This window comes from Snodgrassella sp. ESL0323 (assembly GCF_013346865.1).
Lineage (GTDB): Bacteria > Pseudomonadota > Gammaproteobacteria > Burkholderiales > Neisseriaceae > Snodgrassella > Snodgrassella alvi.
Map to the genome: position 1 here is coordinate 1 of NZ_JAAEDT010000006.1, position 22,738 is coordinate 22,738.

General features: G+C 33.6%; 29 protein-coding genes and 1 pseudogene. 19 read left to right on the top strand and 11 right to left on the bottom strand.

The features are described from left to right. The 7 genes from GY065_RS00785 to GY065_RS00810 form a co-directional block, all read left to right on the top strand. A partial coding sequence (locus tag GY065_RS00785) for a hypothetical protein (RefSeq protein ID WP_174832640.1) occupies positions 1 to 825 on the top strand: 825 nt, incomplete at its 5' end. 388 nt (positions 826 to 1,213) lie between these two features. Beyond that, positions 1,214 to 2,782: a hypothetical protein gene (locus GY065_RS00790; protein ID WP_174832642.1), complete on the top strand. Its 1,569-nt coding sequence runs from the start codon at positions 1,214 to 1,216 to the stop codon at positions 2,780 to 2,782. 520 nt (positions 2,783 to 3,302) lie between these two features. Further along, complete coding sequence (locus GY065_RS00795) at positions 3,303 to 4,727, top strand: hypothetical protein (RefSeq protein WP_174832643.1); 1,425 nt, start codon at positions 3,303 to 3,305, stop codon at positions 4,725 to 4,727. 393 nt (positions 4,728 to 5,120) lie between these two features. Then, a complete protein-coding gene (locus GY065_RS00800; RefSeq protein ID WP_174832645.1) occupies positions 5,121 to 6,671 on the top strand; it encodes a hypothetical protein in 1,551 nt (516 codons plus the stop codon). Positions 6,672 to 7,582: 911 nt separating this feature from the next. Further along, positions 7,583 to 7,957 (top strand): RHS domain-containing protein, encoded by a 375-nt coding sequence (locus GY065_RS13325; RefSeq protein ID WP_232346536.1) that lies wholly within the window; start codon positions 7,583 to 7,585, stop codon positions 7,955 to 7,957. After that, the gene (locus GY065_RS13465) at positions 7,915 to 8,346 is read left to right on the top strand and encodes an RHS repeat-associated core domain-containing protein (protein ID WP_371731912.1); all 432 of its coding nucleotides are present in this window, start codon (positions 7,915 to 7,917) and stop codon (positions 8,344 to 8,346) included. The genes GY065_RS13325 and GY065_RS13465 overlap by 43 nt, the downstream gene beginning before the upstream one ends. A gap of 13 nt (positions 8,347 to 8,359) precedes the next feature. Further along, positions 8,360 to 8,863 (top strand): hypothetical protein, encoded by a 504-nt coding sequence (locus tag GY065_RS00810; RefSeq protein ID WP_174832647.1) that lies wholly within the window; start codon positions 8,360 to 8,362, stop codon positions 8,861 to 8,863. A gap of 33 nt (positions 8,864 to 8,896) precedes the next feature. On the opposite strand, the gene GY065_RS00815 is transcribed toward GY065_RS00810, so the two are convergent. The 11 genes and pseudogenes from GY065_RS00815 to GY065_RS12895 form a co-directional block, all read right to left on the bottom strand. Beyond that, positions 8,897 to 9,271, bottom strand: a complete 375-nt coding sequence (locus GY065_RS00815; RefSeq protein ID WP_202984005.1) for an RHS repeat-associated core domain-containing protein — start codon at positions 9,269 to 9,271, stop codon at positions 8,897 to 8,899. An 82-nt stretch (positions 9,272 to 9,353) separates the two neighbouring features. Then, complete coding sequence (locus tag GY065_RS00820; RefSeq protein ID WP_174832648.1) at positions 9,354 to 9,812, bottom strand: hypothetical protein; 459 nt, start codon at positions 9,810 to 9,812, stop codon at positions 9,354 to 9,356. A gap of 482 nt (positions 9,813 to 10,294) precedes the next feature. Beyond that, a complete protein-coding gene (locus tag GY065_RS00825; protein WP_174832650.1) occupies positions 10,295 to 10,741 on the bottom strand; it encodes a hypothetical protein in 447 nt (148 codons plus the stop codon). Positions 10,742 to 11,051: 310 nt separating this feature from the next. Beyond that, positions 11,052 to 11,528 (bottom strand): hypothetical protein, encoded by a 477-nt coding sequence (locus GY065_RS00830; RefSeq protein ID WP_174832651.1) that lies wholly within the window; start codon positions 11,526 to 11,528, stop codon positions 11,052 to 11,054. Between the two features lies 1 nt (position 11,529). Beyond that, a complete protein-coding gene (locus GY065_RS00835) occupies positions 11,530 to 11,829 on the bottom strand; it encodes an EndoU domain-containing protein (protein WP_371731913.1) in 300 nt (99 codons plus the stop codon). Then, positions 11,820 to 12,113, bottom strand: a complete 294-nt coding sequence (locus GY065_RS12885) for an RHS repeat-associated core domain-containing protein (protein ID WP_371731914.1) — start codon at positions 12,111 to 12,113, stop codon at positions 11,820 to 11,822. The genes GY065_RS00835 and GY065_RS12885 overlap by 10 nt, the downstream gene beginning before the upstream one ends. 9 nt (positions 12,114 to 12,122) lie before the next feature. Further along, complete coding sequence (locus tag GY065_RS12890) at positions 12,123 to 12,326, bottom strand: RHS domain-containing protein (protein WP_202984007.1); 204 nt, start codon at positions 12,324 to 12,326, stop codon at positions 12,123 to 12,125. A gap of 138 nt (positions 12,327 to 12,464) precedes the next feature. Then, positions 12,465 to 12,641 carry a hypothetical protein gene (locus tag GY065_RS00845; protein WP_174832655.1) on the bottom strand — a complete coding sequence of 59 codons (177 nt, stop codon included), beginning with the start codon at positions 12,639 to 12,641 and terminating at the stop codon, positions 12,465 to 12,467. A gap of 330 nt (positions 12,642 to 12,971) precedes the next feature. Further along, positions 12,972 to 13,523 (bottom strand): hypothetical protein, encoded by a 552-nt coding sequence (locus GY065_RS00850; protein ID WP_174832657.1) that lies wholly within the window; start codon positions 13,521 to 13,523, stop codon positions 12,972 to 12,974. A 1-nt stretch (position 13,524) separates the two neighbouring features. Next, positions 13,525 to 13,965: an AHH domain-containing protein gene (locus tag GY065_RS00855; protein WP_202984008.1), complete on the bottom strand. Its 441-nt coding sequence runs from the start codon at positions 13,963 to 13,965 to the stop codon at positions 13,525 to 13,527. After that, positions 13,957 to 14,207 (bottom strand): annotated as a pseudogene (locus tag GY065_RS12895) (RHS repeat domain-containing protein); the annotation flags it as partial. The gene GY065_RS00855 and the pseudogene GY065_RS12895, both read right to left, overlap by 9 nt. A 210-nt stretch (positions 14,208 to 14,417) precedes the next feature. On the opposite strand from GY065_RS12895, the gene GY065_RS00860 reads away from it, so the two are divergent. The 12 genes from GY065_RS00860 to GY065_RS00915 form a co-directional block, all read left to right on the top strand. Next, complete coding sequence (locus tag GY065_RS00860; protein WP_202984010.1) at positions 14,418 to 14,603, top strand: GH-E family nuclease; 186 nt, start codon at positions 14,418 to 14,420, stop codon at positions 14,601 to 14,603. 40 nt (positions 14,604 to 14,643) lie between these two features. Next, positions 14,644 to 15,135: a hypothetical protein gene (locus GY065_RS00865; RefSeq protein ID WP_174832659.1), complete on the top strand. Its 492-nt coding sequence runs from the start codon at positions 14,644 to 14,646 to the stop codon at positions 15,133 to 15,135. A 970-nt stretch (positions 15,136 to 16,105) separates the two neighbouring features. Then, complete coding sequence (locus GY065_RS00870) at positions 16,106 to 16,882, top strand: RHS repeat domain-containing protein (protein WP_174832661.1); 777 nt, start codon at positions 16,106 to 16,108, stop codon at positions 16,880 to 16,882. Between the two features lie 3 nt (positions 16,883 to 16,885). Continuing rightward, positions 16,886 to 17,254 carry an Imm8 family immunity protein gene (locus GY065_RS00875; RefSeq protein ID WP_084564315.1) on the top strand — a complete coding sequence of 123 codons (369 nt, stop codon included), beginning with the start codon at positions 16,886 to 16,888 and terminating at the stop codon, positions 17,252 to 17,254. Positions 17,255 to 17,342: 88 nt separating this feature from the next. Then, a complete protein-coding gene (locus GY065_RS00880) occupies positions 17,343 to 17,840 on the top strand; it encodes an RHS repeat-associated core domain-containing protein (protein WP_194241812.1) in 498 nt (165 codons plus the stop codon). A 2-nt stretch (positions 17,841 to 17,842) separates the two neighbouring features. Further along, on the top strand, positions 17,843 to 18,238 hold the full coding sequence (locus GY065_RS00885; RefSeq protein ID WP_084564309.1) for a hypothetical protein: 396 nt from the start codon (positions 17,843 to 17,845) through the stop codon (positions 18,236 to 18,238). 299 nt (positions 18,239 to 18,537) lie between these two features. Further along, positions 18,538 to 19,878 carry an RHS repeat domain-containing protein gene (locus GY065_RS00890; protein ID WP_174832663.1) on the top strand — a complete coding sequence of 447 codons (1,341 nt, stop codon included), beginning with the start codon at positions 18,538 to 18,540 and terminating at the stop codon, positions 19,876 to 19,878. After that, positions 19,872 to 20,288 carry a hypothetical protein gene (locus GY065_RS00895; RefSeq protein ID WP_174832665.1) on the top strand — a complete coding sequence of 139 codons (417 nt, stop codon included), beginning with the start codon at positions 19,872 to 19,874 and terminating at the stop codon, positions 20,286 to 20,288. Before GY065_RS00890 ends, GY065_RS00895 begins: the two co-directional genes overlap by 7 nt. A 121-nt stretch (positions 20,289 to 20,409) precedes the next feature. Continuing rightward, positions 20,410 to 20,775, top strand: a complete 366-nt coding sequence (locus GY065_RS00900) for a hypothetical protein (protein WP_174832667.1) — start codon at positions 20,410 to 20,412, stop codon at positions 20,773 to 20,775. Positions 20,776 to 20,937: 162 nt separating this feature from the next. Then, positions 20,938 to 21,075, top strand: a complete 138-nt coding sequence (locus tag GY065_RS13470) for a hypothetical protein (RefSeq protein WP_371731916.1) — start codon at positions 20,938 to 20,940, stop codon at positions 21,073 to 21,075. A 6-nt stretch (positions 21,076 to 21,081) separates the two neighbouring features. Further along, positions 21,082 to 21,243: a hypothetical protein gene (locus GY065_RS00910; RefSeq protein WP_174832669.1), complete on the top strand. Its 162-nt coding sequence runs from the start codon at positions 21,082 to 21,084 to the stop codon at positions 21,241 to 21,243. Between the two features lie 381 nt (positions 21,244 to 21,624). Next, positions 21,625 to 22,738 (top strand): DUF6531 domain-containing protein (locus GY065_RS00915; protein ID WP_202984011.1); only part of this gene is annotated, 1,114 nt, incomplete at its 3' end.

Here is a 22,738-nt window from a genome sequence, read left to right on the forward strand (position 1 = left end):
TACTACTTGTATGACGATGATACATTTTATCTGATTGATAAAGACTATAAATACACAGACATTACCGAAGAGTTCAATCTGCAAGGTAAGTATAATGGGTTTACTAAAGCAGAGATGCACACTAATTGGTCAGGTGATTCTATGGATACAAAGGATGGACTGATATGGATTTGGATTAAAATATTTAATTCTTTTAAACCAGTTAAAGCGACCTATCTGAATGCGTACAAAGATTTATATGTCTATCATAACAAAGTATATAGCCATAATTGGGATCTTCAAGATGAAGCTGCTCCTTCTGATCCGAGCTATAGAGATGAGTCAATTGATATATCAAATGTCAAAAATCCTGGTGAACTACACAGAATTTCATCAGGTTCAGAGTTCTTTGACAATCAACAATACTATAGTCTTGAAAAAAATTCACGAAGACTAGAAAAAAAAGAGCCTTCTGCCTATCTCAAACTACTTACTACAAAAGATCATATTGCAATCAGAGAGAATCGAATTTTTATTGACGGGCAACAACTCAATACCGATCAATTTCAAGATGCTCCGATTTTTCTGGGATCAATTGTCGATATTTTAAGTCCATGTGTTCGTATTATGCATGAATATTATCACGGCGAAACATACGATTCTAAAGAGGACTACTATTACTTTTTTTCAGATGGTAAAAAAGTTTATGCTTATATCAATCCCGGAGAAAATCCAAAACCCAAAGTGCTGGATAACGTTTCTCCTCGAAATCTCAAGGCAAACGATTACGATACATTAAAAAAATTACTGAACATATTGCTACCAACAGCAAAGAAAAACGATTAGTTTTAAAAAGATCCGACGGCACCAGTCTCAGCTAGCTGATGACACAGTTTTTTCAGTACTCAAAGGGCATATATATAATTGATTAAATGTCTAGCAAATACCGGTCCTGTTTACTGGCCAGAACTGCACCAAAGTCTGATATTTTTAGATGTGACAAAATTATGTTAAATCAATAAATATTTATACTGTAAATCGGTTTCCGTCCAACTTAGGATAATTCGAACTATAACTTACCTATAAAACCATCTACCTTGAATACGAGCAAATTTTCGGGATAACATAAAGCTGTTTTGTATATTTTAAAACTATGATAAAAACAATTCTTTATATTCTTATCTTATTTTGCTATGATTTAATTTAATATAAATAATTTTAAAAATTATTGACAATGAAACATACTATACAGCGGATTATATTATTCATCTTCTACTTAATATTCATTAACTTTGCACAAGCAAGTCAAACAAGTGTTTGTCGCATCGACTCTCCTTATTATGATTTGTTGGTTGAAAAGGACGGCATATATCTGCAAGAAACAGTGAAAGCTGAGAACAAAATTAGTTACATATCACAATCAAAAATACGCTTAAAGGAGATTACAGATAAAGGCGCTCGGATTATTTCTGATGATGGTAACAAGATACTTGTATTATCTAATGCAAAATACTATTTTATACCTAAACCCTTATATAGAAGAGACATCAACAAATATGAAATTACCCCATTATTTAATGAAAATGAAGTTAGTAAAATTGTTTCTAACAAATTCTTTCTAATTTCTGACCATTGGTATTATGTCTCTTATACGTCTAAGGGGGAATCCGATAAACACAAAATACCTGAACTCAAAGGAAATTTAGAAATCATTGCCGATTCTGATAGTAATAATTACTTAGATAATAATGCAGTTTTATTAAAAGATGGTAATGCTGTGTATGTCTACGATATAAATAAGAATAAACTTGAAAAAATTCCTCATCTCACACCTTCGCAAACACATCTTATTCAGTCCCGTAATACGCCATACTACTTGTATGACGATGATACATTTTATCTGATTGATAAAGACTATAAATACACAGACATTACCGAAGAGTTCAATCTGCAAGGTAAGTATAATGGGTTTACTAAAGCAGAGATGCACACTAATTGGTCAGGTGATTCTATGGATACAAAGGATGGACTGATATGGATTTGGATTAAAATATTTAATTCTTTTAAACCAGTTAAAGCGACCTATCTGAATGCGTACAAAGATTTATATGTCTATCATAACAAAGTATATAGCCATAATTGGGATCTTCAAGATGAAGCTGATCCTTCTTATCCAAGCTACAGAGATAGATCAATTGATATATCAAATGTCAAAAATCCTGGTGAACTACACAAAATTTCATCTTCAGAGTACTTTGACAATCAACAATACTATAGTCTTGAAGAAAATTCACGAAGACTAGAAAAAAAAGAGCCTTCTGCCTATCTCAAACTACTTACTACAAAAGATGATATTGAAATCAGAGAGAAGCGAATTTTTATTGACGGGCAACAACTCAATACCGATAAATTTCAAGATGCTCCGATTTTTCTGGGTTCAATTGTCGATATTATAATTCCATGTTATGTTACTGTAGGTGGTGATATTGATGAAGGCATCCGATCCCATTCTAAAGAGGACTATTATTACTTTTTTACAGATGGTAAAAAAGTTTATGCTTATATTAATCCTGGAGAAAATCAAAAACCAAAAGTGTTGCATAACGTTTCTCGTCGAAATCTCAAGGCAAAAGATTACTTTTTTACAGATGGTAAAAAAGTTTATGCTTATATCAATCCTAGAGAAAATCAAAAACCAAAAGTGTTGCATAACGTTTCTCCTCGAAATCTCAAGGCAAACGATTACGATACATTAAAAAAATTACTGAACATATTAGTACCAACAGCAAAGAAAAACGATTAGTTTTAAAAAGATCCGACGGTACCAGTATCAGCTAGCTGATGACATAGTTTTTTTAGTACTTAACGGACATGTATATATAATTGGTTAAATGTCTAGCAAATACTGGTTCTATTCACTGACCGAAACTACACCAAAGCCTGATATTTTAAAGACGCGACTAAATTATACTAAATCAATAAATATTTTTATCATAAATGAGCTTTCCGTACAGCTTAGGATAAATAAATGTATAGCTTACCTATAAAACCATCTATTTTTAAATAGGAATAATTTATCAGTATAACATAAAGCTGTTGTGCATATTTTTTTAGAGATAAGATAAAAATCCTTTATATATTTATCTTATTTTGCTAAAATTAATATAATATTAATTATTCTAAAATTATTGACAATGAAATATCTTATTCAGCAGATTATATTAATCATTTTCTATCTGGTATTCATTGAATTTGCACAAGCATGTTATTGTTTCTCCAACCCTCATTATTATAATCTATTAGTTGAAGAAGACGGCATATATTTGCAAGAAACAGTTAAAGATATGAACGAAATTAGTTTTGTATCTCAATCAAAAATACGTTTAGAGGGTTTTAAAAATAAAGACGTGCGGGTTATTTCTGATGATGGTAGCAATACACTTGTGCTATCAAATGCAAAATACTATTTTATACCTCAATCCTTAGAGTCCACCAAAGTAAATAAATTTACTCCATTATTCAATGAAAACGAAGTTAGCAAAATAGTCGCTAACCATTTTTTTCTGGTATCTGGCAATTGGTATTATGCGTCTTATTACGCACCAAGGGGAGAAACTTATAAACAAAAAATACCTAAGCTCAAAGGAGATTTGGAAATCATTGTCAACTTCGGTGACTATAAATATTTGTTAAAAAATGATAACTATGTATATATATACGATAAAAACGATAATAAACTTGAAAAAATTTCACATCAAGGAAATTGGGAAATCATTACCAACTTTGGTAGTGAGGCATTATTAAAAGATGATAATGCTGTATATGTCTTTGATAATCACAGGGATAAATTTGAAAAAATTCCGCATCTCACACCTTCACAAACACATCTTTTTCAGTCACTTTATTTTTTAGATAGGAATAATCGTTATTACTTATATGATGATGATACTTTTTATCTGATTAATCTTGCTGAACGTTTTAAATACACAGACATTACCAATGAATTCAATCTGCAAGGTAAGTATGATGGTTTTACTAAAGCAGAGATGCACACTAATGAGTCAAGTGATTCTATGGATACAAAGGATGGGCTGATATGGCTTAGAATAGGAGATTCTTTTACACCAGTCAAAGCGACCTACCTGAATGCGTACAAAGATTTATATGTCTATCATAATAAAGTTTATGCTAACAATCGTGATCTTTATGATTTTATACGCCATGAAACAGCTCCTCCTGATCCGTGCTACGGAGATAGTTTATACAAAGATAAATCAATTGATCTATCGAATGTTAAAAATCCAAGAGAACTACACCGACCTTTATTTTCAGTGTTCTCTGACAATCAACAACAATATAGTCTTAAAGAAGATCCTTTTAGACTAGAAAAAAAAGACCCTTATGCCTATCCCCGACTTACTACAAAAGATCATATTGAAATCAAAGAAAAGCGAGTTTTTATTGACGGGCAACAACTCAATACCGATGAATTTAAAGATACACCGATTTTTCTGGGATCAATCGCCGTTATTATAAGTCAATGTAACTACATATCATCTCGTGATATAATGGATTACTATTACTTTTTTACAGATAGTAAAAAAGTTTATGCTTATATTAATCCTGAAAAAAATCAAAAATCAAAAGTGCTGGATAACGTTTCTCCTCGAAATCTCAAGGTAAACGATTACGATACATTAAAAAAATTACTGCACACATTGGTACCAACAGCAAAGAAAAACGATTAGTTTTAAAAAGATCCGACGGCATAAGTCTCCGCTAGCTGATGACACACTTTTTTTCAGTACTCAACAGACATATATATATAATTGATTTAATGTATAGCAAATGTCGTTTCTGTTCATTGGCCAGAACTACACCAAAGCCTGATATTTTAAGGCGCGAATAAGTTTTGTTAAATCAATAAATACTTATACCAGAAATCAGTTTTCCGCCCTGTTTAAGACAATTAGAACTATAGCTTACCTATAAAGCCATCTATCTTGAATACAAGAAAATTATCAATATAACATAAAGCTGTTTTGTACATTTTTAAAGCTAAGATAAAAACAATCCTTCATATTTTTATCTTATTTTGCTATTATTTAATTTAATATTAATAATTTTAAAAATTATTGACAATGAAACATCTTATTCAGCAGATTATATTACTCATTTTCTACTTGGTCTTCATTGACTTTGCACAGGCATCCACTGACTTTGAACATGTAATTCCCCCAGAACTGGCAACATCTTCATGTTATCATCATAGCCTCCAACCTGATTATAGTCTTTTGGTTGAAGAAAATGACATATATCTGCAAGAGACAGTTAAGGATTACAACAAAATTAGTTATGTATCTCAATCGAAAGTACGCTTAAAGGACATTACAGATAAGGGAGCTAGGATTATTTCTGACGATGGTAACAAGATACTTGTATTATCTAATGCAAAATACTATTTTATACCTAAGCCCTTATCTAAAGCTAAAAAAAATAAAATTACACTCTTATTTAATGAAAACGAGGTAAGCAAAACTGTTTCTAACAAATTTTTTCTGGTTTCTGGCCATTGGTATTATGTCTCTTATACGTCTAAAGGGAAATCCAATAAACACAAATTACCTGAACTCAAAGGAAATTTAGAAATCGTTGCCGACTCTGATAGTATCAAAGAATTTTATGAAAATGTAATTATATTAAAAGATGATAATTCAGTCTATATCTACGATAGAAGTATTGATAAACTCGAAAAAATTCCTCATCTCACACCTTCACAAACACATTTTTTTTCTGGTTCTAATCACTTCTTATATGACGATGATACATTTTATCTGATTGATAGATACTCAAGATACTTTGAATACAGAGATATTACCAAAGATTTCAATTTGCAAGGTAAGTATGATGGATTTACTAAAGCAGAAATGTACTCTCATTGGATAGATTCCGCTGAGGATTATGAATCGAATATACTTTTGGATACAATAGATACAAAGGATGGACTGATATGGTTTTATTCAAATGGAATATACAATTCTTTTAAATCAGTTCGAGCGGCCTACCTGAATACCTACAAAGATTTATATGTCTATAATGACAAAGTATATGATACTTGGGATTTTTATTGGGATATTCAAGATGAAGCTAATCCTTCTGATCCGAGCTACAGAGATAGCTCTATTGATATATCAAACGTCCAAAATCCTAGTAAACTACACAAAATTGTATCTGATGTGTTTTTCGATAGCCAACAATTCTATAGTTTTGAAGAAAATTCACGAAGACTAGAAAAAAAAGACCCACCTACCTATCTCCAACTACTTACCACAAAAGATTATATTGAAATCAGAGAGAAGCAAATTTTTGTTGACTGGCATCAACTAAATACCGAGAAATTTCAAGATACTCCGATTTTTCTGGGATCAATTGTCGATATTGTGAATCCATGTTCTAGATACATAAATCTAAGAGTGAATTACTATTACTTTTTTACAGATGGTAAAAAAGTTTATGCCTATATTAATCCTGAAAAAAATCAAAAACCAAAAGTGCTGCATAACTTTTCTCCTCGAAATCTCAAAGTAAATGATTACGATACATTAAAAAAATTATTGAACATATTGGTACCTCCAGCAAAGAAAAACGATTTGTTTAAAAAAGATCCGACAGCACCAATCCACACTGGCTGATGACACAGTTTTTCAATATCTCGACAAACATGCATATGAACGATTTAATATATAGCAAATATCGTTTCTGTTCATTGGCCGGAACTATACCAAAGCATGATATTTTTGGTGTGACTAAATTATGCTAAATAAACATTTATACTGCAAATCGGTTTTCTGTACAGATTACGATAAATAGGCATGAGGGTTATTTCTGATGTTGGTAGCAAGCTAGTGTATCCAATACAAAATATTATTAAATACCTAAATCCTTATCTGACGATGCCAAAAAATGAAATTATCCCGTTAGTTAATAAAAGCGAAGTTAGCAGAATTGTCACTAACGCATTCTTTCTGGTTTCTGGTAAATAATACTATTGCCTCTTCTGCATTAAATGGAAAATTTAATAAATACAATATATTTAGACTTAAAGAGAATTTATAAATCATTTCCAATTTTAATGGTAGCGAATATTTGATAAAAGATAATAATAATAATGTATTTATTAAAACATAAAAACCCATCAGTGACCGTAAATGAGTTCGATGTTGATATCTCTGAGGATGGGTTAATAATTTATGAGTCATGTATAAATTATATTTTATTGATTGTAATGATACGGATATTTATAAAATTACCGGTTGTGAAAATAAAAAAGCATAAAAGAAATACAAAAACTGATTATATCTGTCTTATATTATTACACTGATAAGGAGTTACTACCACAACGATGTTTTGATCCTCAGAATAAATATGTAGATGCATAGGAATAGATATAAATAATTTAAATAAATAAATTATTTTTGAGTCAAATTTAATAAATATAGCTACTCTTCCTGTCTACAAAACACTGGCAATATCTTTACTACTATTACAGTGCCAAACACGGTTTAAATAGAAACAATCAGTTTTGCATCCGCACCACCCTTCTGTGAGACAGGTTGCAAATGATTCAGGAAAGCAGCGCAGAAACCGACATAGCCTTTACCTGTATACCGGCGAAGGCAGCTATGAACCGCTAGCGCGGATAGACAGAAACGGTAATCAGGAACAACACATCTACTACTTCCATACCGACCTGAACGGCATGCCGGAGGAGCTGACAGATGAAGTCGGTGAAACTGTCCGGGAATGCTCATATCAGCTGTGGAACAAACCGATACAGGAGATTGCCCATCAAGAGATACAACAGAACCTGAGATATCTGATCAGTATTCAGACAGAGAAAACGGACTGCACTACAATACTTTCAGATATTATAATCTGGATACAGGCCGCTTTACTCAGCCTAACCCGATTGGGTTAAACGGCGGGATAAACCTGTATGCATATGGGCCGAATCCTCTCACATGGATTGATCCGCTGGGGTTAACCAAAGACCCTGTTTACGAAAACTCAGGTCATCATGACCCTCATCATTTAAAGAATAGGCGATTTCAACTTAATAAAACAAAAAGTGTTATCCCAAAAATGCCGAGGAACTTTTTAAATATAGTCAGGTTGATCCTGATGATCCAACAACTCGATGGACAAAAGTTGGTGAAGGGAAAAAGGCTGTTTGACATAGATTCCAAAGCACTGCGCCAGATAGTTCTAATCCTTTTCATTGGAATGGTTCTACAAATAGCGTCGATTTTAAAGGCAAACCGAATGCAATTGCTATGCAAAATGTTTCTAAATTTGCCAAGAAAATGAAAGGATGCAAACTATGATTCCGCTAATAGGTGATAAATCTCGTATAGCTGTTGAGTATTCAATACTTAATCGAGAAAGTTTTTTTGGTTGTGCGAGATTATGGTTTAATAATTCATTTATTGGAAGTTTAAGTGATACCACCATATATCTTGATGGATATTTGCTTGGCGGATGTTATGAAATACTATCTAAACCGATGCTTAATGATAGATATTCATTTGATAATCCGGTTAAAATATATGAATCAATTGATGATGATACGCGGCTTGATGATGATGAGTTATATGGCTTAGCACTATCTAATCGTATTAATTTTGGTACATGGTCAGATTTTTTTGATATTTATTCGTACAAGTTATCAGAAAGCACTGGTGCGATTTTATGGAAATTAATTGATACATATGGTGATGCGAAAGACTTAATAAATTATCCGTCATGTGTATTTTATGAGACTCTTAATTATAGTGATTTAATTGAAATCATGGATCAACTTAATTCTATAAAAACACAACAGTAAAATAAAAGAGGCTGGGAAAAATAATCGGCCTCTTTAGTTCATTTTATTGCTTAAATCCACTAAACCAGTATACCAAGTAATAGGATGTGGTGCATACTGATAAAGATTAAATCCGCCGTCCAACCTAATCGGATCAGGTTGGGTAAAGCAACCTATATCTGGATCGTAATACCTGAAAGTATTGTAGTGCAGTCCGGTTTCTCTGTCTGAATACTGTCCCTGATACCTCGGGTTCTGTTGTATCTCTGTATGAGCAATCTCCTGTATCGGTTTGCCCCATAGCTGGTATGAGCATTCCAAGACGACTTCACCGGCTTTATCCGTCAGCTCCTCCGGCATGCCGTTTACATCGGTACGGAAGTAGTAGATATGCTCTTGCTGATTGCCTGTCCGGTCTATCTGCGCCAACGCTTCATAGCTTACAGGCCTGTATACAGATACCAACTATACAGTTTTAATTTACATAATTAATTTGGTTAATTTTTTTAAATTAAATATAATTAACTTGTAAGTATTGTTCAAATGTTTGAAATTTTGATAGCCAATAATTACCCTTATCATAAACACAATTAATTAAAACATTTCCTTCTGTTTTAATGGCTAATTCACGACTATAATAGATTTGTTTATCGAAATACCATTTTATATTAGCTATATCAAGATATTTAATAATAAGTTCAAAACTTGTTTCAGAATATATGATATTATCATTTAATAGCGTTACTGGATAACGAGCTAAGTAAAAATTTAATGAATTTATTTTTGAATCGATTACTCTGATTTCCAATGCATTATAAAAATATGAAAACACTTTTTCTTTGTTTAATCTATCAAAATAACACTTCTCTATTAAATCTTCTTTTTTAAAAACGGAATATATTTCTTCCTCAACTAGTCCAACCTTTAATTTTAAATACACTCCTGTTCTAAGAAAATTAGTTAAATCCATTGATTTTCCCATTATTTTTAAAATTCTATCATAATAGATCTATCTAAATAGAGCAAATAGTATGGCCTTAAATAATGCAAATTTATCTGATAAATATCTCAAACAAGATTCTACTTTTATAAGTATTTATATTATTAAATATAATAATGAATATAATATATAAATATTTTATAGCCCTATAATGGGAAGATAGTAAGTGATATTTATATACTTTCTATCCAATTCTAAATCAAAAGATTTTTCAAAATTATTTTTTGTATTCACTTTAAATCAACTTTCTAAGAAATTATGTTCTTTAAATGAAACCATATTTATGAAAGTTTCTATCAATATTTTTTCATTTACTGAACACTTTTACATTCTAGTTTTAGCATGTTGCTAAAAGCATGGTCGTCTCACAATTATATACTATTTGGTCAATTTTTTAATTTAGTAAATAACGAGATTCAAATATTAAAATTATTAGTAATATAATCTAAAAATTAATCAAATACATCTTTAGATATTTGAAATTTAGATAATCGATAATTGCCTTTATCATAGATACAACTGATTAAAACGTTCCCTTCTGTTCTAATGGTTAATTCACGACCATAATGATTTCTTTTCTCAAAACACCATTCTATATCAGCAATATCGAGATATTTCATAATTAGTTCAAGACTTGTTTCTGGATATATAAAGATATTATTTAGTAATGTAATAGGATTATAAGTTAAATCAAACCCTATTGTATGTATCTTTGAATCAACTATTATTATTTGTAACCCATCATAATAATAAGAAAAGCCTTCATCTTTATTCAATTTATTAAAATAATTTTTTTTGCCTAAATATTTTTTTTTTAAAACAGAATATATTTTTTTCTCCGGCAATCCAATTTTTAATTTTAAAAATTTTCCCGTTTTAAGAAAATTGGTTAAATTCATTGATGTTCTCCAATACTTTTGAGAATACGATTAAGCTAAACTTTAATAACTCTACCAAATATCTTAATTTTTATAAGAAATTTTATTTCTAGTGCATCCATATTATTGCGTTTTCTCGATGAAATATTGATTTCTTTTTCAGTATTGATATAAATAAAATATGTACTTTAAAAAATCGAAACTTGTAGTCAAAAATATAACAATTATGAATATCAACTACACTATACACCATTTATTTAAAATTTTAAATTTTCTTTAATCTTTGCTTCAGAACCAATATTAAAACTATTACTCTAAATGTATTTAAGATTCATTTAGAATTAGACTTTTTTAATTTTTTTATCATTTTTTGGATTAGTTCTAAATTTTTTTGTAATTCTATTACATCATTCAGTTTAAATGCCTCTTTAGGTAAATTTCGGATTACAAGATTTGTATTTCTTTTTAATAAATTAAGCAAATAACAGTAATCTATTTTACCAGAGAATATTATTTCTCTTTTACCATAAGTATCATCTATAAATCTTATATTACATATTTGATTAACATAATAAATATTAAAATAGAATGGACCATCCATAAAACGACAATTAGCCATATAATGACGTCCAACCCTACAAGCTTCTTCTATCCAAAAATTTAATATTGCTGCTGTAAAATCATCCCAATTTTCCTCAGGGAAAAAAATATTATTCTCAATTTGAAAATATATTTGCGAAAATATTTGGGTTGATACTTTACTTTTTGATACTCTAACCGTATCAGGTGGGATTATTAAATCAATCATTTTAACGCTTCCTTTGATAAGGATTATAAGGACCAGGGGCAAAAGGATAAGCAGTTTCAACCTTTTTAGTCTGTTTATTTATCCACATTTCAATTGACATATTACCAGATGTACCTCGTCCTAAAACTCTATCTCTCTGGGATTTAATAATTTTGACATTAGAATATGCTTCTCGAACAGCTTTTTCAATGTCTTTATGGCTCATATTTTCAGGGAATAAAGTCTTTTTACTGTCCTTGCTTATCATCCCACTCCCTCCTTGAGAATGACCGCTTAGAATATATTCAACATCTATTGCAATTTTTTCTTCGAAAGTAAATTAAATGGCTTTTTTCTACCGTTAGAATTACAATTCTTGATCCCTAGCTTATTTAGTCCCCATGGATCAATCTGTAACAGCGCATTTGGCGCATACTGATACAGATTAATATCACCCAGCAATCCAATTAGGTCTGGCTGGGTAAAGCGGCCTGTATCCGGATCATAATACCTGAAAGTATTGTAGTGCAGTCCGGTTTCTCTGTCCAAATACTGCCCCTGATACCGCAGGTTCTGCTGTATATCTGTATGAGTAATCTCCTGTATCGGTTTGTCTCACAGCTGGTATGAGCATTCCCAGACGATTTCACTGGCTTCATCCGTTAGCTCCTCCGGCATGCCGTTCAGGTCGGTATGGAAGTAGTAGATGTATTGTTTCTGATTACCGTTTCTGTCTATTCGCGCCAGTGGTTCATAGCTGCTTTCATCGGTATACGGATACAGGCTCTGCCGTTTGTCTGCGCTGCTTTCCTGAATCATCTGTAACCACTCCCACAGGAAGGTGGTGCGGTTGCCGAGTTGGTTTACAAGTTATAGCTACAAGATTAATTTGACATAAACAGGCCTTTAATAACCATTTGTAATTGAAAAATATCACTCAGTTGCCTGAAATTATCATTAATCTTTTAAATTAATACCTTTTTTACCTATTTTTTTATTCAAGGTAAAAATCAAGGGATTTTTTAAATGAATTTTTTCACATTGCATTAAATCTATTATGGAAATTCCCTCTCCTTTAAATTGAAACCAATAGCTATTCGGATAATCATCATCACACCTTAGTTCATATATCATCTTAACATTCTTTGGATCCTTTAGATCGGATTGAATTTTTGTTCAAAATCACTTTTCCATTACGTAAACCTGCTCTTTGCTGCTTAAGTAAGTTGTCTAAAGTTTTTTACTGTTCCTCTGTCTATTTATATCAGCAGTTTTCACAGGATAAATATAGCCGCACCGCTTTCCTGAGTCATTTTTAGCCTATCTAACAGGAAATTAGTGCGTTCGCAGGATGGGTTTAGCGTAAGCAGACATAGTTACATTAATCACTTACTTAAATCTTCTGCATAATTATTTAAGGAGTAACTAGCTATGAGATATATTATTCAGATATCTGTATTATGATTATTCGAAAACTATATCTTTAATATTATTCTCGATGCAAAACTGCTTTAATTTATCCGAAATAACAATACAGCTTTTATATTCCAGACATCTTGCTATCCAAAAATCTTCTGTTACATCTTGCCTAAGAATGATGTTAGTAAATAATCTTGGACCATCAGGCATGCTATCTAACGCTGGTGTGCTTTCGGATTTATCCGTATCTATTATACTTGATAACGTGCGTAATATATTAAAAACTTTGAAATTATCATAGCTTTGGCCATTGATAATCACAGTTGCATCAAGTAGTTGCACATCCTTTACAAACTCCTCATTATTTTCCAGCAGAGTAGCCAGTCTGGGGGAGATAAAACGTGGGCCGTCACTCGAAAAAATATTATAAGACAGTAGTCTTTTTTCATTTATTTTTTTATTCAAGGTAAAAATTAAGGGATTTTTTAAATGAATTTCCTGGCATTGCATTAAATCAACTATTGAAATTTCCCCTCTTTTAAATTGAAACCAATAACTATCCGGATAATCGTTTGTAAGTTTTAGTTCGTATATCATATTAACATCCTTTGGATCGGATTGAATTTTTATTCAAAAATACTTTGCAATTACGTAAATCTGCTCTTTGCTGACGACGTAATTTATCTAAAGCGGCTTTGTAATCAGCCTGAGTCCAGTTATTTTTTTCTCCAATTTCTACTAGAGCATTCATTTTACTCTCTAATGCATCTGTATAAACACGATGAGAACCCTTATGAATCGTTCGGGTAGGATGGACATCTTCCAAAGTCGACAGATAAATAATATTATTGCTTGCATGAATATTTGCGCCAGCTCTTTTAATCAATTCATGATTTCGCAATTGCTGCGGAATAATATGGTGTTTCTGGTAACCGGGAAAACCGGGCATATTATTATATGTCCAGTTTTTTAAACCCCACGGATCAATCCAAATCAGCGGATTAGGCGCATACTGATACAGATTATAGCCACCCCACAATCCAATCGGGGCCGGCTGGGTAAAACGTCCTGTATCCGGTAGTACCTGAAAGTATTGTAGTGCAGTCCGGTTTCTCTGTCTAAATACTGTCCCTGATACCTCAGGTTCTGTTGTATCTCTCTATGAGCAATCTCCTGTATCGGTTTGCCCCACAGCTGATATGAGCATTCCCACACAATTTCACCGGCTTCATCCGTCAGTTCTTCCGACATGCCGTTCAGGTCGGTATGGAAGTAGTAGATGTGTTGTTCCTGATTACCGGTTTATGTGGATTGATCCTTGGGGATGGGTGAAATTAAAAAATTGCCGTGAGCAATATCGGGTAAAAAGAGTACAACCGGCAGAGCTGTTATCGACCGAATGCGTAAGGAAGGACGCTTTAGAGGTGATAATGAGACCGGTAAGTTTAAAAGCTCAACCTATGGACATGATACTCAGTAAAAGATGCAGATATGGCTCACAAAACTGATGCGGTTACATACTGGAATACTGAAGGTGGATACGATGGACCTAAATCTAAAGAAGTTAGGGATTTTATGAAAACCCCCGATAATTATAAATTAGAGTATTTCAGATATAATCATTCCCAAGAGGCGAAATTAAGAGAAACCTATAAACATCCTGACGAATTTAAATAGTCAACTGAAAAATAAATTTTTTTAAATAAGTGAGATAAGTATGCGAAATAAAAATTTAAAAGATTTATCAGATGTAAATCCTGAATTAGGAAAAAAAATTGTTTCCATCGGAGAAGAAGGTAACAGATTTGCTAGAAACAAAGATTATACTGCAGCCATAGGAAACTATAAGAAAGCATGGGAGCTTTTACCCGAACCAAAATTAGAATGGGAACCAGATAGTATGTGGTTATCATCTTCATTTTATGATGCTTATTTAGCTTTAAAAGATTATAAAAAGGCTGAATTCTGGGCACAGAACCGGCTTAAAGCAGTAAGTTCTGATATAGATACAGGTCCATATACAGATCTTGGTGTAGTGAATTATGAATTAGGCCAGTATGATAAAGCATATGAATATTTTGACATAGCATATCAAGGTGGCCAAACACGTGCCTTTAAAGAAAGACCTAAAAAATATTTAAATTTTTATTTAAAAGAGGCAAAAAATAAAAGAATATTAACCAGAGACTTTATAAATAAAGAACATTAGCGATAGCAGTGTTACCGCTAAGAAGCCAAATATTGTATACAGATGAAGGGCTGATTGATGACGGCTGCAGCCTCAATCTGATAGGTTGATTAAATCATCAACTGAGCAAGAATATCAATTCTGCAATTGTTCCTGCTCAGTATGTTTTAAAAACTAATTCAGTAAACCCAGACAGAATAAAAATCAGACCTGTATTTCTGATTTATGGAAAATACGAATCTTATGTTAATTTTTTAAACAATATAACGTAATTGATTTTTATGGTTTAGATTATAGTTATTATATTGACTATGAAGGGAAAAATTGCCCTTGGAATTGATTCTGAGATTCTCGGAAAAAGCAGATGAAGATTTAGTTGCTTTTAATGAAAAATTTTTAAACAGAGTATCTAAGGGCTATTTAGCTATAGCAAAAATAAATCATAGAAATTTACTTTTTTGCATATTTTATGCATAATTTATAATTATTATAATAAATTAATGAGTTATAATTTGACATGGAAGTAAAATATGGATATTTACGATAAAATACATATTTAAAAATAGTAGCAGACTCATTTGGTCAATTTTTATCCACGATTACTAGAACAAAAAATAAAGCTAATTATGATCAGAATGAAAATGAATTTAATCTTCCAGATATTACTTTTCCGGCAGAGGCATTAGAGCTTTGGGAAGAAAATCCTAAAAGGATTTTTAATGAGTCAGAACTATTTATACCGATATATATAGAAAAATTAGAAGTTTCTGAAAGAGATCGTGAAAAATTAGCAAACTTAAAAAAAGCAGGACTTTTGCCAGACGGCATTTTTGAATGAAAAGTTAAATTGTAATTACAATAAGAAGCATAAGAAGTGCTGCTGGTAACATCAAAAACACAGTGTACACGATGCACTCAGCGGCGGATTGAAAAACACCGGCTGGACCGGGACGGTAAGCCATGCAACCGTACCACCTTCCTATAGAGCAGTATGCAAATAATTCAGGAAAGCAGTGCAGACAAACGGCAGAGTCTGTATCTGTATACCGATGAAGGCAGCTATGAACCGCTGGCACGGATAGACAAAAACGGTAATCAGGAACAACACATCTACTACTTCCATACCGACCTGAACGGCTTGCCGGAGGAGCTGACGGATGAAGCCGGTGAAATTGTGTGGGAATGTTCATATCAGTTATGGGGCAAACCGGTACAGAAGATTGCTCATACAGAGATACAACAGAACCTGAGGTATCAAGGACAGTATTTAGACAGAGAAACCGGAATGCACTACAATACTTTCAGGTATTACGATCCAGATATAGGCCGCTTTACCCAGCCGGATCAGATTGGATTAGCCGGCGGACTCAATCTTTATCAGTATGCACCTAATGGATTTACTTGGATTGATCCACTTGGCTTGAAATGCGGATTAACAGCTAAGCAACGAAAAAATAAAATTAAAAGAATCAAAAATCAACTTTCTGCTGGTGGAAATAAAGGAATTACAGGTAAAGTAAGTGTTAAAGAAGCAAGAATCTTAGGAGAAACTTTTGTTGGACCTAATTATAGAGAAGTAAAAAGTTATGGGGCTGATCTTTTAATTTCGCAAGATGGATTAAGACAGTATAGAGGGCCTTCTGCTAAATCAGGTATTAATAAAAATACTGGAGAGCCTTGGTCAAAAACAGGTACACAAGTCAATTTTCAAAGTAGAGATATTCCTGAAGGTAGTTGGCCAAACAATGTTCACTTAGATGTGGAGTAAAGAATGAAAATTGCACAACAAAAATTTGAAGTAAAAGATTACTGGTCACCTGATATTTATAATCCCTGGGCATGGAGTCCAGAAGATAATTCTGTTTTCTATTTATTAGAAATGACAATTGGAATTAAAGGAGAAAATAAGGGGGATATTTATTCAGTTATTATTGCAACACCTGAAGGTATACTTAAATTAAATAAAGAAAGAATTAAAAAAGCAAATTTATATAAAATATTATTAATATACCAATATGATTGGAATCAAATTAGAAATGCAATAGATGAAAAACTTGCATGTATTAATCCTGATGAAGGACAACAGGCTTTTGATAAATTAGCTAATATGTTTTATTGGGAATATGAAGGTATGAAGTAATTATTAAAAATTTATTTGGGTTTAATTTAAATAATTTCTTATAATTAACTATAATTATTATATTATTTTTGTAGTTAAATACTGTACATTGTACAACAATACTTTCAGGTACTACGATCCGGATACAGGCCGCTTTACTCAGCCGGATCCGATTGGGTTGCTGGGTGGCTTTAATCTGTATCAGTATGCACCGAATGCGCTGATGTGGATTGATCCGAAAGGATTGAAATCATGCTTTACAAATGCTAAAGCTCAATCAAATGCGGAAAAGATTATTGAAAAACACGGTAGTATAAAAACTGGTGAAAATCGTTACAAAATGCCAAACAGAAGAACCGCAAGGCAGGCTGCTTCTGAATTAAGTGGAAATTTAGGATCTAATCCTAAAGTTATACATAAATCAGAATTTAAAGGAGGTTCTTATGGTTGGAAAAATTCTAATGGAAAAATAGGAATGCAAAGTGCCGATGGAAATAATGGCTGGAGAGATGATGTATTAGGTCATCCTCATTTAGGTGCTGGTCCACATGTTAACGTTTGGAATAAAAGTAAAGGTATATCGCATAATTTGCATTTGGATTATTAACTATGGATAAAATTATATATGAGTGCGATTCAGGATTAATGATCAATCGCAATACCGAAGATCATGTTTGGTATATTTCTGAAGAAGAATTTAAAAATAACAAAGAAGTTGCTGACTTTAACCCCTGGAATAAAGATGAAGCAATTACAATTGCAAAAAGTTATTTGATGGATGATTGTGTAGTGATTTTTAGACCGGCAAGAATGGAAGATCGCATTAGTCGAAGTCGCGATGCTCCTGTTATGTTTTATTTTATAGAAATAATGAATCAAGATGAGTCTATAAAATTTACCTCTAGACGTATTTATCCTTGGGAAAAAGTTATTGAGTTTGCATCTTGGTTTAAAGGATTATCATTTGTTGCAGCAACAAGAGTTTGGAAAGTAAAAAAATTATAAACAAATATATAAAATTTTCTGTTGAAATTCTAACTTTTTTGGAATTTCATTTTATTCATTAACTCATTATCTCAATGAAATAAATATCATTTACAAAATTGATGCAGTTTTGATTTATATATTGGAACAAAAAAGTGAGTTTTATTAATTTAAAAAGTCGAAAAGAAATTAAATCTTTTCGGCTTTTTATAATTTGATTCTGTCCAGTCTATCCATCAGAAGCCGAACCAGAACTCATCAACAAACTGTATTATGGTTCCGGCCATCTGCACCGGGAAACCCTGCGCAGCCAGGGCAAAATGAATACCAGTTTTCAATATGACCGCACCGGCCGCCTGACCGAAAAACAGACCAAACGACCGGGAGCGGGCATCCTGCCGGATATCATACTGGACTGCAGCTACAGCTACGACAATCTAGACCGACTGGTAAGCAAAAAACACAACCGACAGGGACAAAGTGATTACCGCTACGACGTGACCGGCCGCATCGAAAGCTGCCGCAACGAATCCTACTGGGAAACCCTGCAATACGATGCTGCAGCCAACCTGCTGGACAGAAGACGTGGCGAAGAAGAAAGCAATCAAAACCTGATCCGCTTTAATCAGCTGCTCAGCTTCCGCGGATTGAAATACAGCTACGACGAACACGGACGTACCCGCAGCAAACAGACCGCCAGCGGTACCCAGTATTACCATTACGATGCCGAACACCGCCTGACCGAAGTGCGTATCGAACAGCTAAACCATACTGAACGCTACGGCTACGTCTACGATGCCCTTGGCCGGCGGATTGAAAAACACCGGCTGGACCGGGACGGCAAGCCATGCAACCGCACCACCTTCCTGTGGGACGGGATGCAGATGATTCAGGAAAGCAGCGCGGACAAACGGCAGAGCCTGTATCTGTATACTGACGAAGACAGCTATGAACCGCTGGCGCGAATAGACAGAAACGGTAATCAAGAACAACACATCTACTACTTCCACACCGACCTGAACGGCATGCCGGAGGAGCTGACGGATGAAGCCGGTGAAATTGTGTGGGAATGCTCATACCAGCTGTGGGGCAAACCGATACAGGAGATTGCTCATACAGAGATACAGCAGAACCTGAGGTATCAGGGGCAGTATTTGGACAGAGAAACCGGATTGCACTACAATACTTTCAGGTACTACGATCCGGATATAGGCCGCTTTACTCAGCCTGATCCGATTGGATTGCTGGGTGGCTATAATCTGTATCAGTATGCGCCCAATGCGCTGATTTGGATTGATCCATGGGGATTGTCGAAGAGTAATCTTATAGATGGTGGTCCCAAAAAACCCCGAATAGTTCGTCGATTTATGTCAAGCAAAGAGTTCAAGAACTTTAAAAGACATGGATTTACATTTGATCCAAAAGACCCTAGAGGGGGAATAAGTACAACTTCAATACATCTAGAGGCAAGAAATCCAGATTATATAAGAAATGCAACCGGTGCCCTAGGAGCAGATTATTATATTGATATTGATACTCGTAATTTAGATGTGAAATATAAAGCACCGACAAAGAAAGGATGGCCAGACTGGAAAATCAGAAGTAGTCTTGATTTCAACTCTGACGCAATCGTAGGTCATGGAAAGGTGAGCAAATGTTAATAGAAATTTTACAAAAATATTGCGAGGCAAAAGAAAAATTACGGCTAGAACTCAGAAATCACAATGAGCAAAAATATTTTTTAGATAATATCAGTATTTCTGAAGGTACTTTGTTATTGGAAGAGTTATTAAGATATAATAAACAATGGAGTATACTTCAATTTGAGTTGTTATTAAGACTAAATAAAGATGCAGCATTGGCTTTTATCAAAGATTATTATCTGGAGCAAGATCTGGCAAATCATATTGATAATAAAGTACATAATCTTAAAATGATGTTTACTGAAATTAAAAATATTCTAGGAGAAGAAGAATTAATCAAAGTATTAAAATGCAAAGAATTTCGACCGGTAAACAAAAGAAATAAAAAAGTGAAAGAAGCAATTAAGTTTGTCCTCAATAAAGACTAATGGATTCAATAGAAATATTCTGGATTGGTATAACCTAAATCCGTAATAAGGATGTTAAGGGTATCAATAAACTTAAAGTTTATATATTTGAATATAATATTATCGAAAAGGAAAAATCAAGATGATAATTGATGCTATTCAAGAATATATCACTGCCTATCATAATTTATCTAAAGCAATAACAAACGATCAGGAAAAGCAATACTTTGTCGAACATGCTGATGTTTCCAAAGCGACTAATTTACTGGAAAATTTAATATCTTCAAAAACTATGCTGCAACCAGCATTCGAATTATTATTAAAAATCAATAAAGAAGAAGCACTAGATATTATAAAATCCTGGTATTTATCCCGGAATATTTCTCGTGCTATTACAGACCCAGTTGAAGATCTTGACATAATGTTTACTGATATAAAGGAAATACTGGGTGAAGAAGAATTAGACAAATTATTAAAAAATAAAAAATTTCTGAAAAAAAAAATATGAAAAATAAGATAATTAAAAGGAGATTAAGAGAAGCGATCAGATTTGCTAAAGAAGAAGATTAATAAATTATTTTAGCTCACAATAAAAAATCTCAAAAATATTCAAATGACGTATAATAAATATACACCCGTGAACTGTTAAATAATCCTGTTACGATGCCGAATATGGCCTGACCGAAGTACGTCGAACAGCTACCATACTGAACGCTATGGCTACGTCTACGATGCCCTCGGCCGGCGGATTGAAAAACACCGGCTGGAGCGGGACGGTAAGCCATGCAACCGCACCACCTTCCTATAGAGCAATATGCAAATAATTCAGGAAAGCAGTGCAGACAAACGGCAGAGTCTGTATCTGTATACCGATGAAGACAGCTATGAACCGCTGGCACGGATAGACAAAAACGGTAATCAGGAACAACACATCTACTACTTCAATACCGACCTGAACGGCATGCCGATAGAGTGACAGACGGAAAATCCGTATACAGGTGATTCGATCCTGCCTTTATCCACCGATAACAATTGCGTTAAGCAGTTTTCTGCCTATTAAAAGACAAAAGCCAGCTTCATAAATATTCAATTTAATCTTCAATTTACAATTATGCAACACTATCTCTCATTATTTCGATCGGATTAATTTAACAAAATCAAACTTCTTAAAATATTAATACATTAATTAAATTGATATTATTTTATTTTAAATAATAGATCAATTCACTACTTAATTTAAATAATTAATTATTTATATTAATTTATATGTATCTAAATTATTAATTTAATTTAGAATATATTTATATTAATTTATATATTTTGTTTTATTTTAATTTTACAAAATAGGAATATCAATATGGGAGAAGCGTACTGGGCAGCCCGTGAAGGAGATGTGCTTCTACATACTTCATTGCTGGCTGATATTGTAAGTACGGCGGTTGAAATGTGCTGTTATGCAGTCATAGGGGCTGCATGTATTGCCGTCACAGCAGGAGCAATAGCTTTATTAGGAGGTGCCACTATCGCAGCTGCAGCGGCAGCTGGTGCAGCTGCGGTAACAGGTGGTGCCGGTGTAGCCGTATGCCTTGCAGGGGAAATTGTCTCTGCTGCTGTTACATACAAATTAGGAGATTATATTTCAGAATTTGCAGACTGGGTCGCCAGCTTCTTGCCACCATCCGAAGATGGCAGGATTAAAACCGGTTCTCACAATACTCGTACCAATAGCAAACACTCAGCCCGTGCTGCCGGCATAGTAAAAAAAGCACAAAACACACAGGCACCGCAACAGTCTGAAGGTTTTATTAATATAGCCGGCAACATACTGCAAAGCGTAGAGCAGGCAGCCAGTGAATTTATCAGACCTACCGTGGCTTCTCCGGATCCAAGTACAACCGCGCCCAGAAATAAAGATCAAATTATCTGTAAAAAACATCCCAAATCTGTACCTGGGCCTGTTGCTAACAGTGATGATGAAGTAGAACTCGGTACCGGCACGGCCGAATATCTGGCCGAAGGTTCTAAAAAAGTCTATATCAACAGCCAGCCGGCAGTACGCAGCAATGACCGCAGTACCTGCGAAGCCAAAGTCACCGAAGATTGCGAAAAGAGTGAAAAAGTCTCTAACAATGTACGTATCGGCGGAGAGTCTGTTGTTGTCCGCGAAATCAAAAGCGGCAAACACCTCATTGCGCAGATAGCCACTATTGCGACACTAGTGTTGGCTCCAGGAAAATTCGGTGGAAAAATTCTTAAATTTTCACATTGTGTTTTGCAGGCCATAGCCATTAACATAGGGGTCGCACAAGCGTTTAAAGCTTTCGAAGGTAAACCGGTTCATCTACCAACCGGTGCCAAACTCCTGTTCGGCCCCGAAGAGCTCGACTTCTCCCTGCCGGCTCACCTGCCCTTCGAATGGCAGCGTTTCTACAGCAGCGTCGACACCCGCACCCACAACATGTTCGGTGCCG

Coding starts and splice junctions, on each gene's coding strand:
- GY065_RS00865 (WP_174832659.1), top strand. CDS start 14,644: ATGCGAAATAAAAATTTAAAAGATTTATCAGATGTAAATCCTGAATTA.
- GY065_RS00800 (WP_174832645.1), top strand. CDS start 5,121: ATGAAACATCTTATTCAGCAGATTATATTACTCATTTTCTACTTGGTC.
- GY065_RS00825 (WP_174832650.1), bottom strand. CDS start 10,741: ATGAATTTAACCAATTTTCTTAAAACGGGAAAATTTTTAAAATTAAAA.
- GY065_RS00895 (WP_174832665.1), top strand. CDS start 19,872: ATGTTAATAGAAATTTTACAAAAATATTGCGAGGCAAAAGAAAAATTA.
- GY065_RS00845 (WP_174832655.1), bottom strand. CDS start 12,641: ATGATATATGAACTAAGGTGTGATGATGATTATCCGAATAGCTATTGG.
- GY065_RS00860 (WP_202984010.1), top strand. CDS start 14,418: ATGGCTCACAAAACTGATGCGGTTACATACTGGAATACTGAAGGTGGA.
- GY065_RS00790 (WP_174832642.1), top strand. CDS start 1,214: ATGAAACATACTATACAGCGGATTATATTATTCATCTTCTACTTAATA.
- GY065_RS00900 (WP_174832667.1), top strand. CDS start 20,410: ATGATAATTGATGCTATTCAAGAATATATCACTGCCTATCATAATTTA.
- GY065_RS00850 (WP_174832657.1), bottom strand. CDS start 13,523: ATGATATACGAACTAAAACTTACAAACGATTATCCGGATAGTTATTGG.
- GY065_RS00830 (WP_174832651.1), bottom strand. CDS start 11,528: ATGATTGATTTAATAATCCCACCTGATACGGTTAGAGTATCAAAAAGT.
- GY065_RS00820 (WP_174832648.1), bottom strand. CDS start 9,812: ATGGATTTAACTAATTTTCTTAGAACAGGAGTGTATTTAAAATTAAAG.
- GY065_RS12890 (WP_202984007.1), bottom strand. CDS start 12,326: ATGATTCAGGAAAGCAGCGCAGACAAACGGCAGAGCCTGTATCCGTAT.
- GY065_RS00885 (WP_084564309.1), top strand. CDS start 17,843: ATGGATAAAATTATATATGAGTGCGATTCAGGATTAATGATCAATCGC.
- GY065_RS00890 (WP_174832663.1), top strand. CDS start 18,538: ATGAATACCAGTTTTCAATATGACCGCACCGGCCGCCTGACCGAAAAA.
- GY065_RS00910 (WP_174832669.1), top strand. CDS start 21,082: ATGCAAATAATTCAGGAAAGCAGTGCAGACAAACGGCAGAGTCTGTAT.
- GY065_RS00875 (WP_084564315.1), top strand. CDS start 16,886: ATGAAAATTGCACAACAAAAATTTGAAGTAAAAGATTACTGGTCACCT.
- GY065_RS00810 (WP_174832647.1), top strand. CDS start 8,360: ATGATTCCGCTAATAGGTGATAAATCTCGTATAGCTGTTGAGTATTCA.
- GY065_RS00870 (WP_174832661.1), top strand. CDS start 16,106: ATGCAAATAATTCAGGAAAGCAGTGCAGACAAACGGCAGAGTCTGTAT.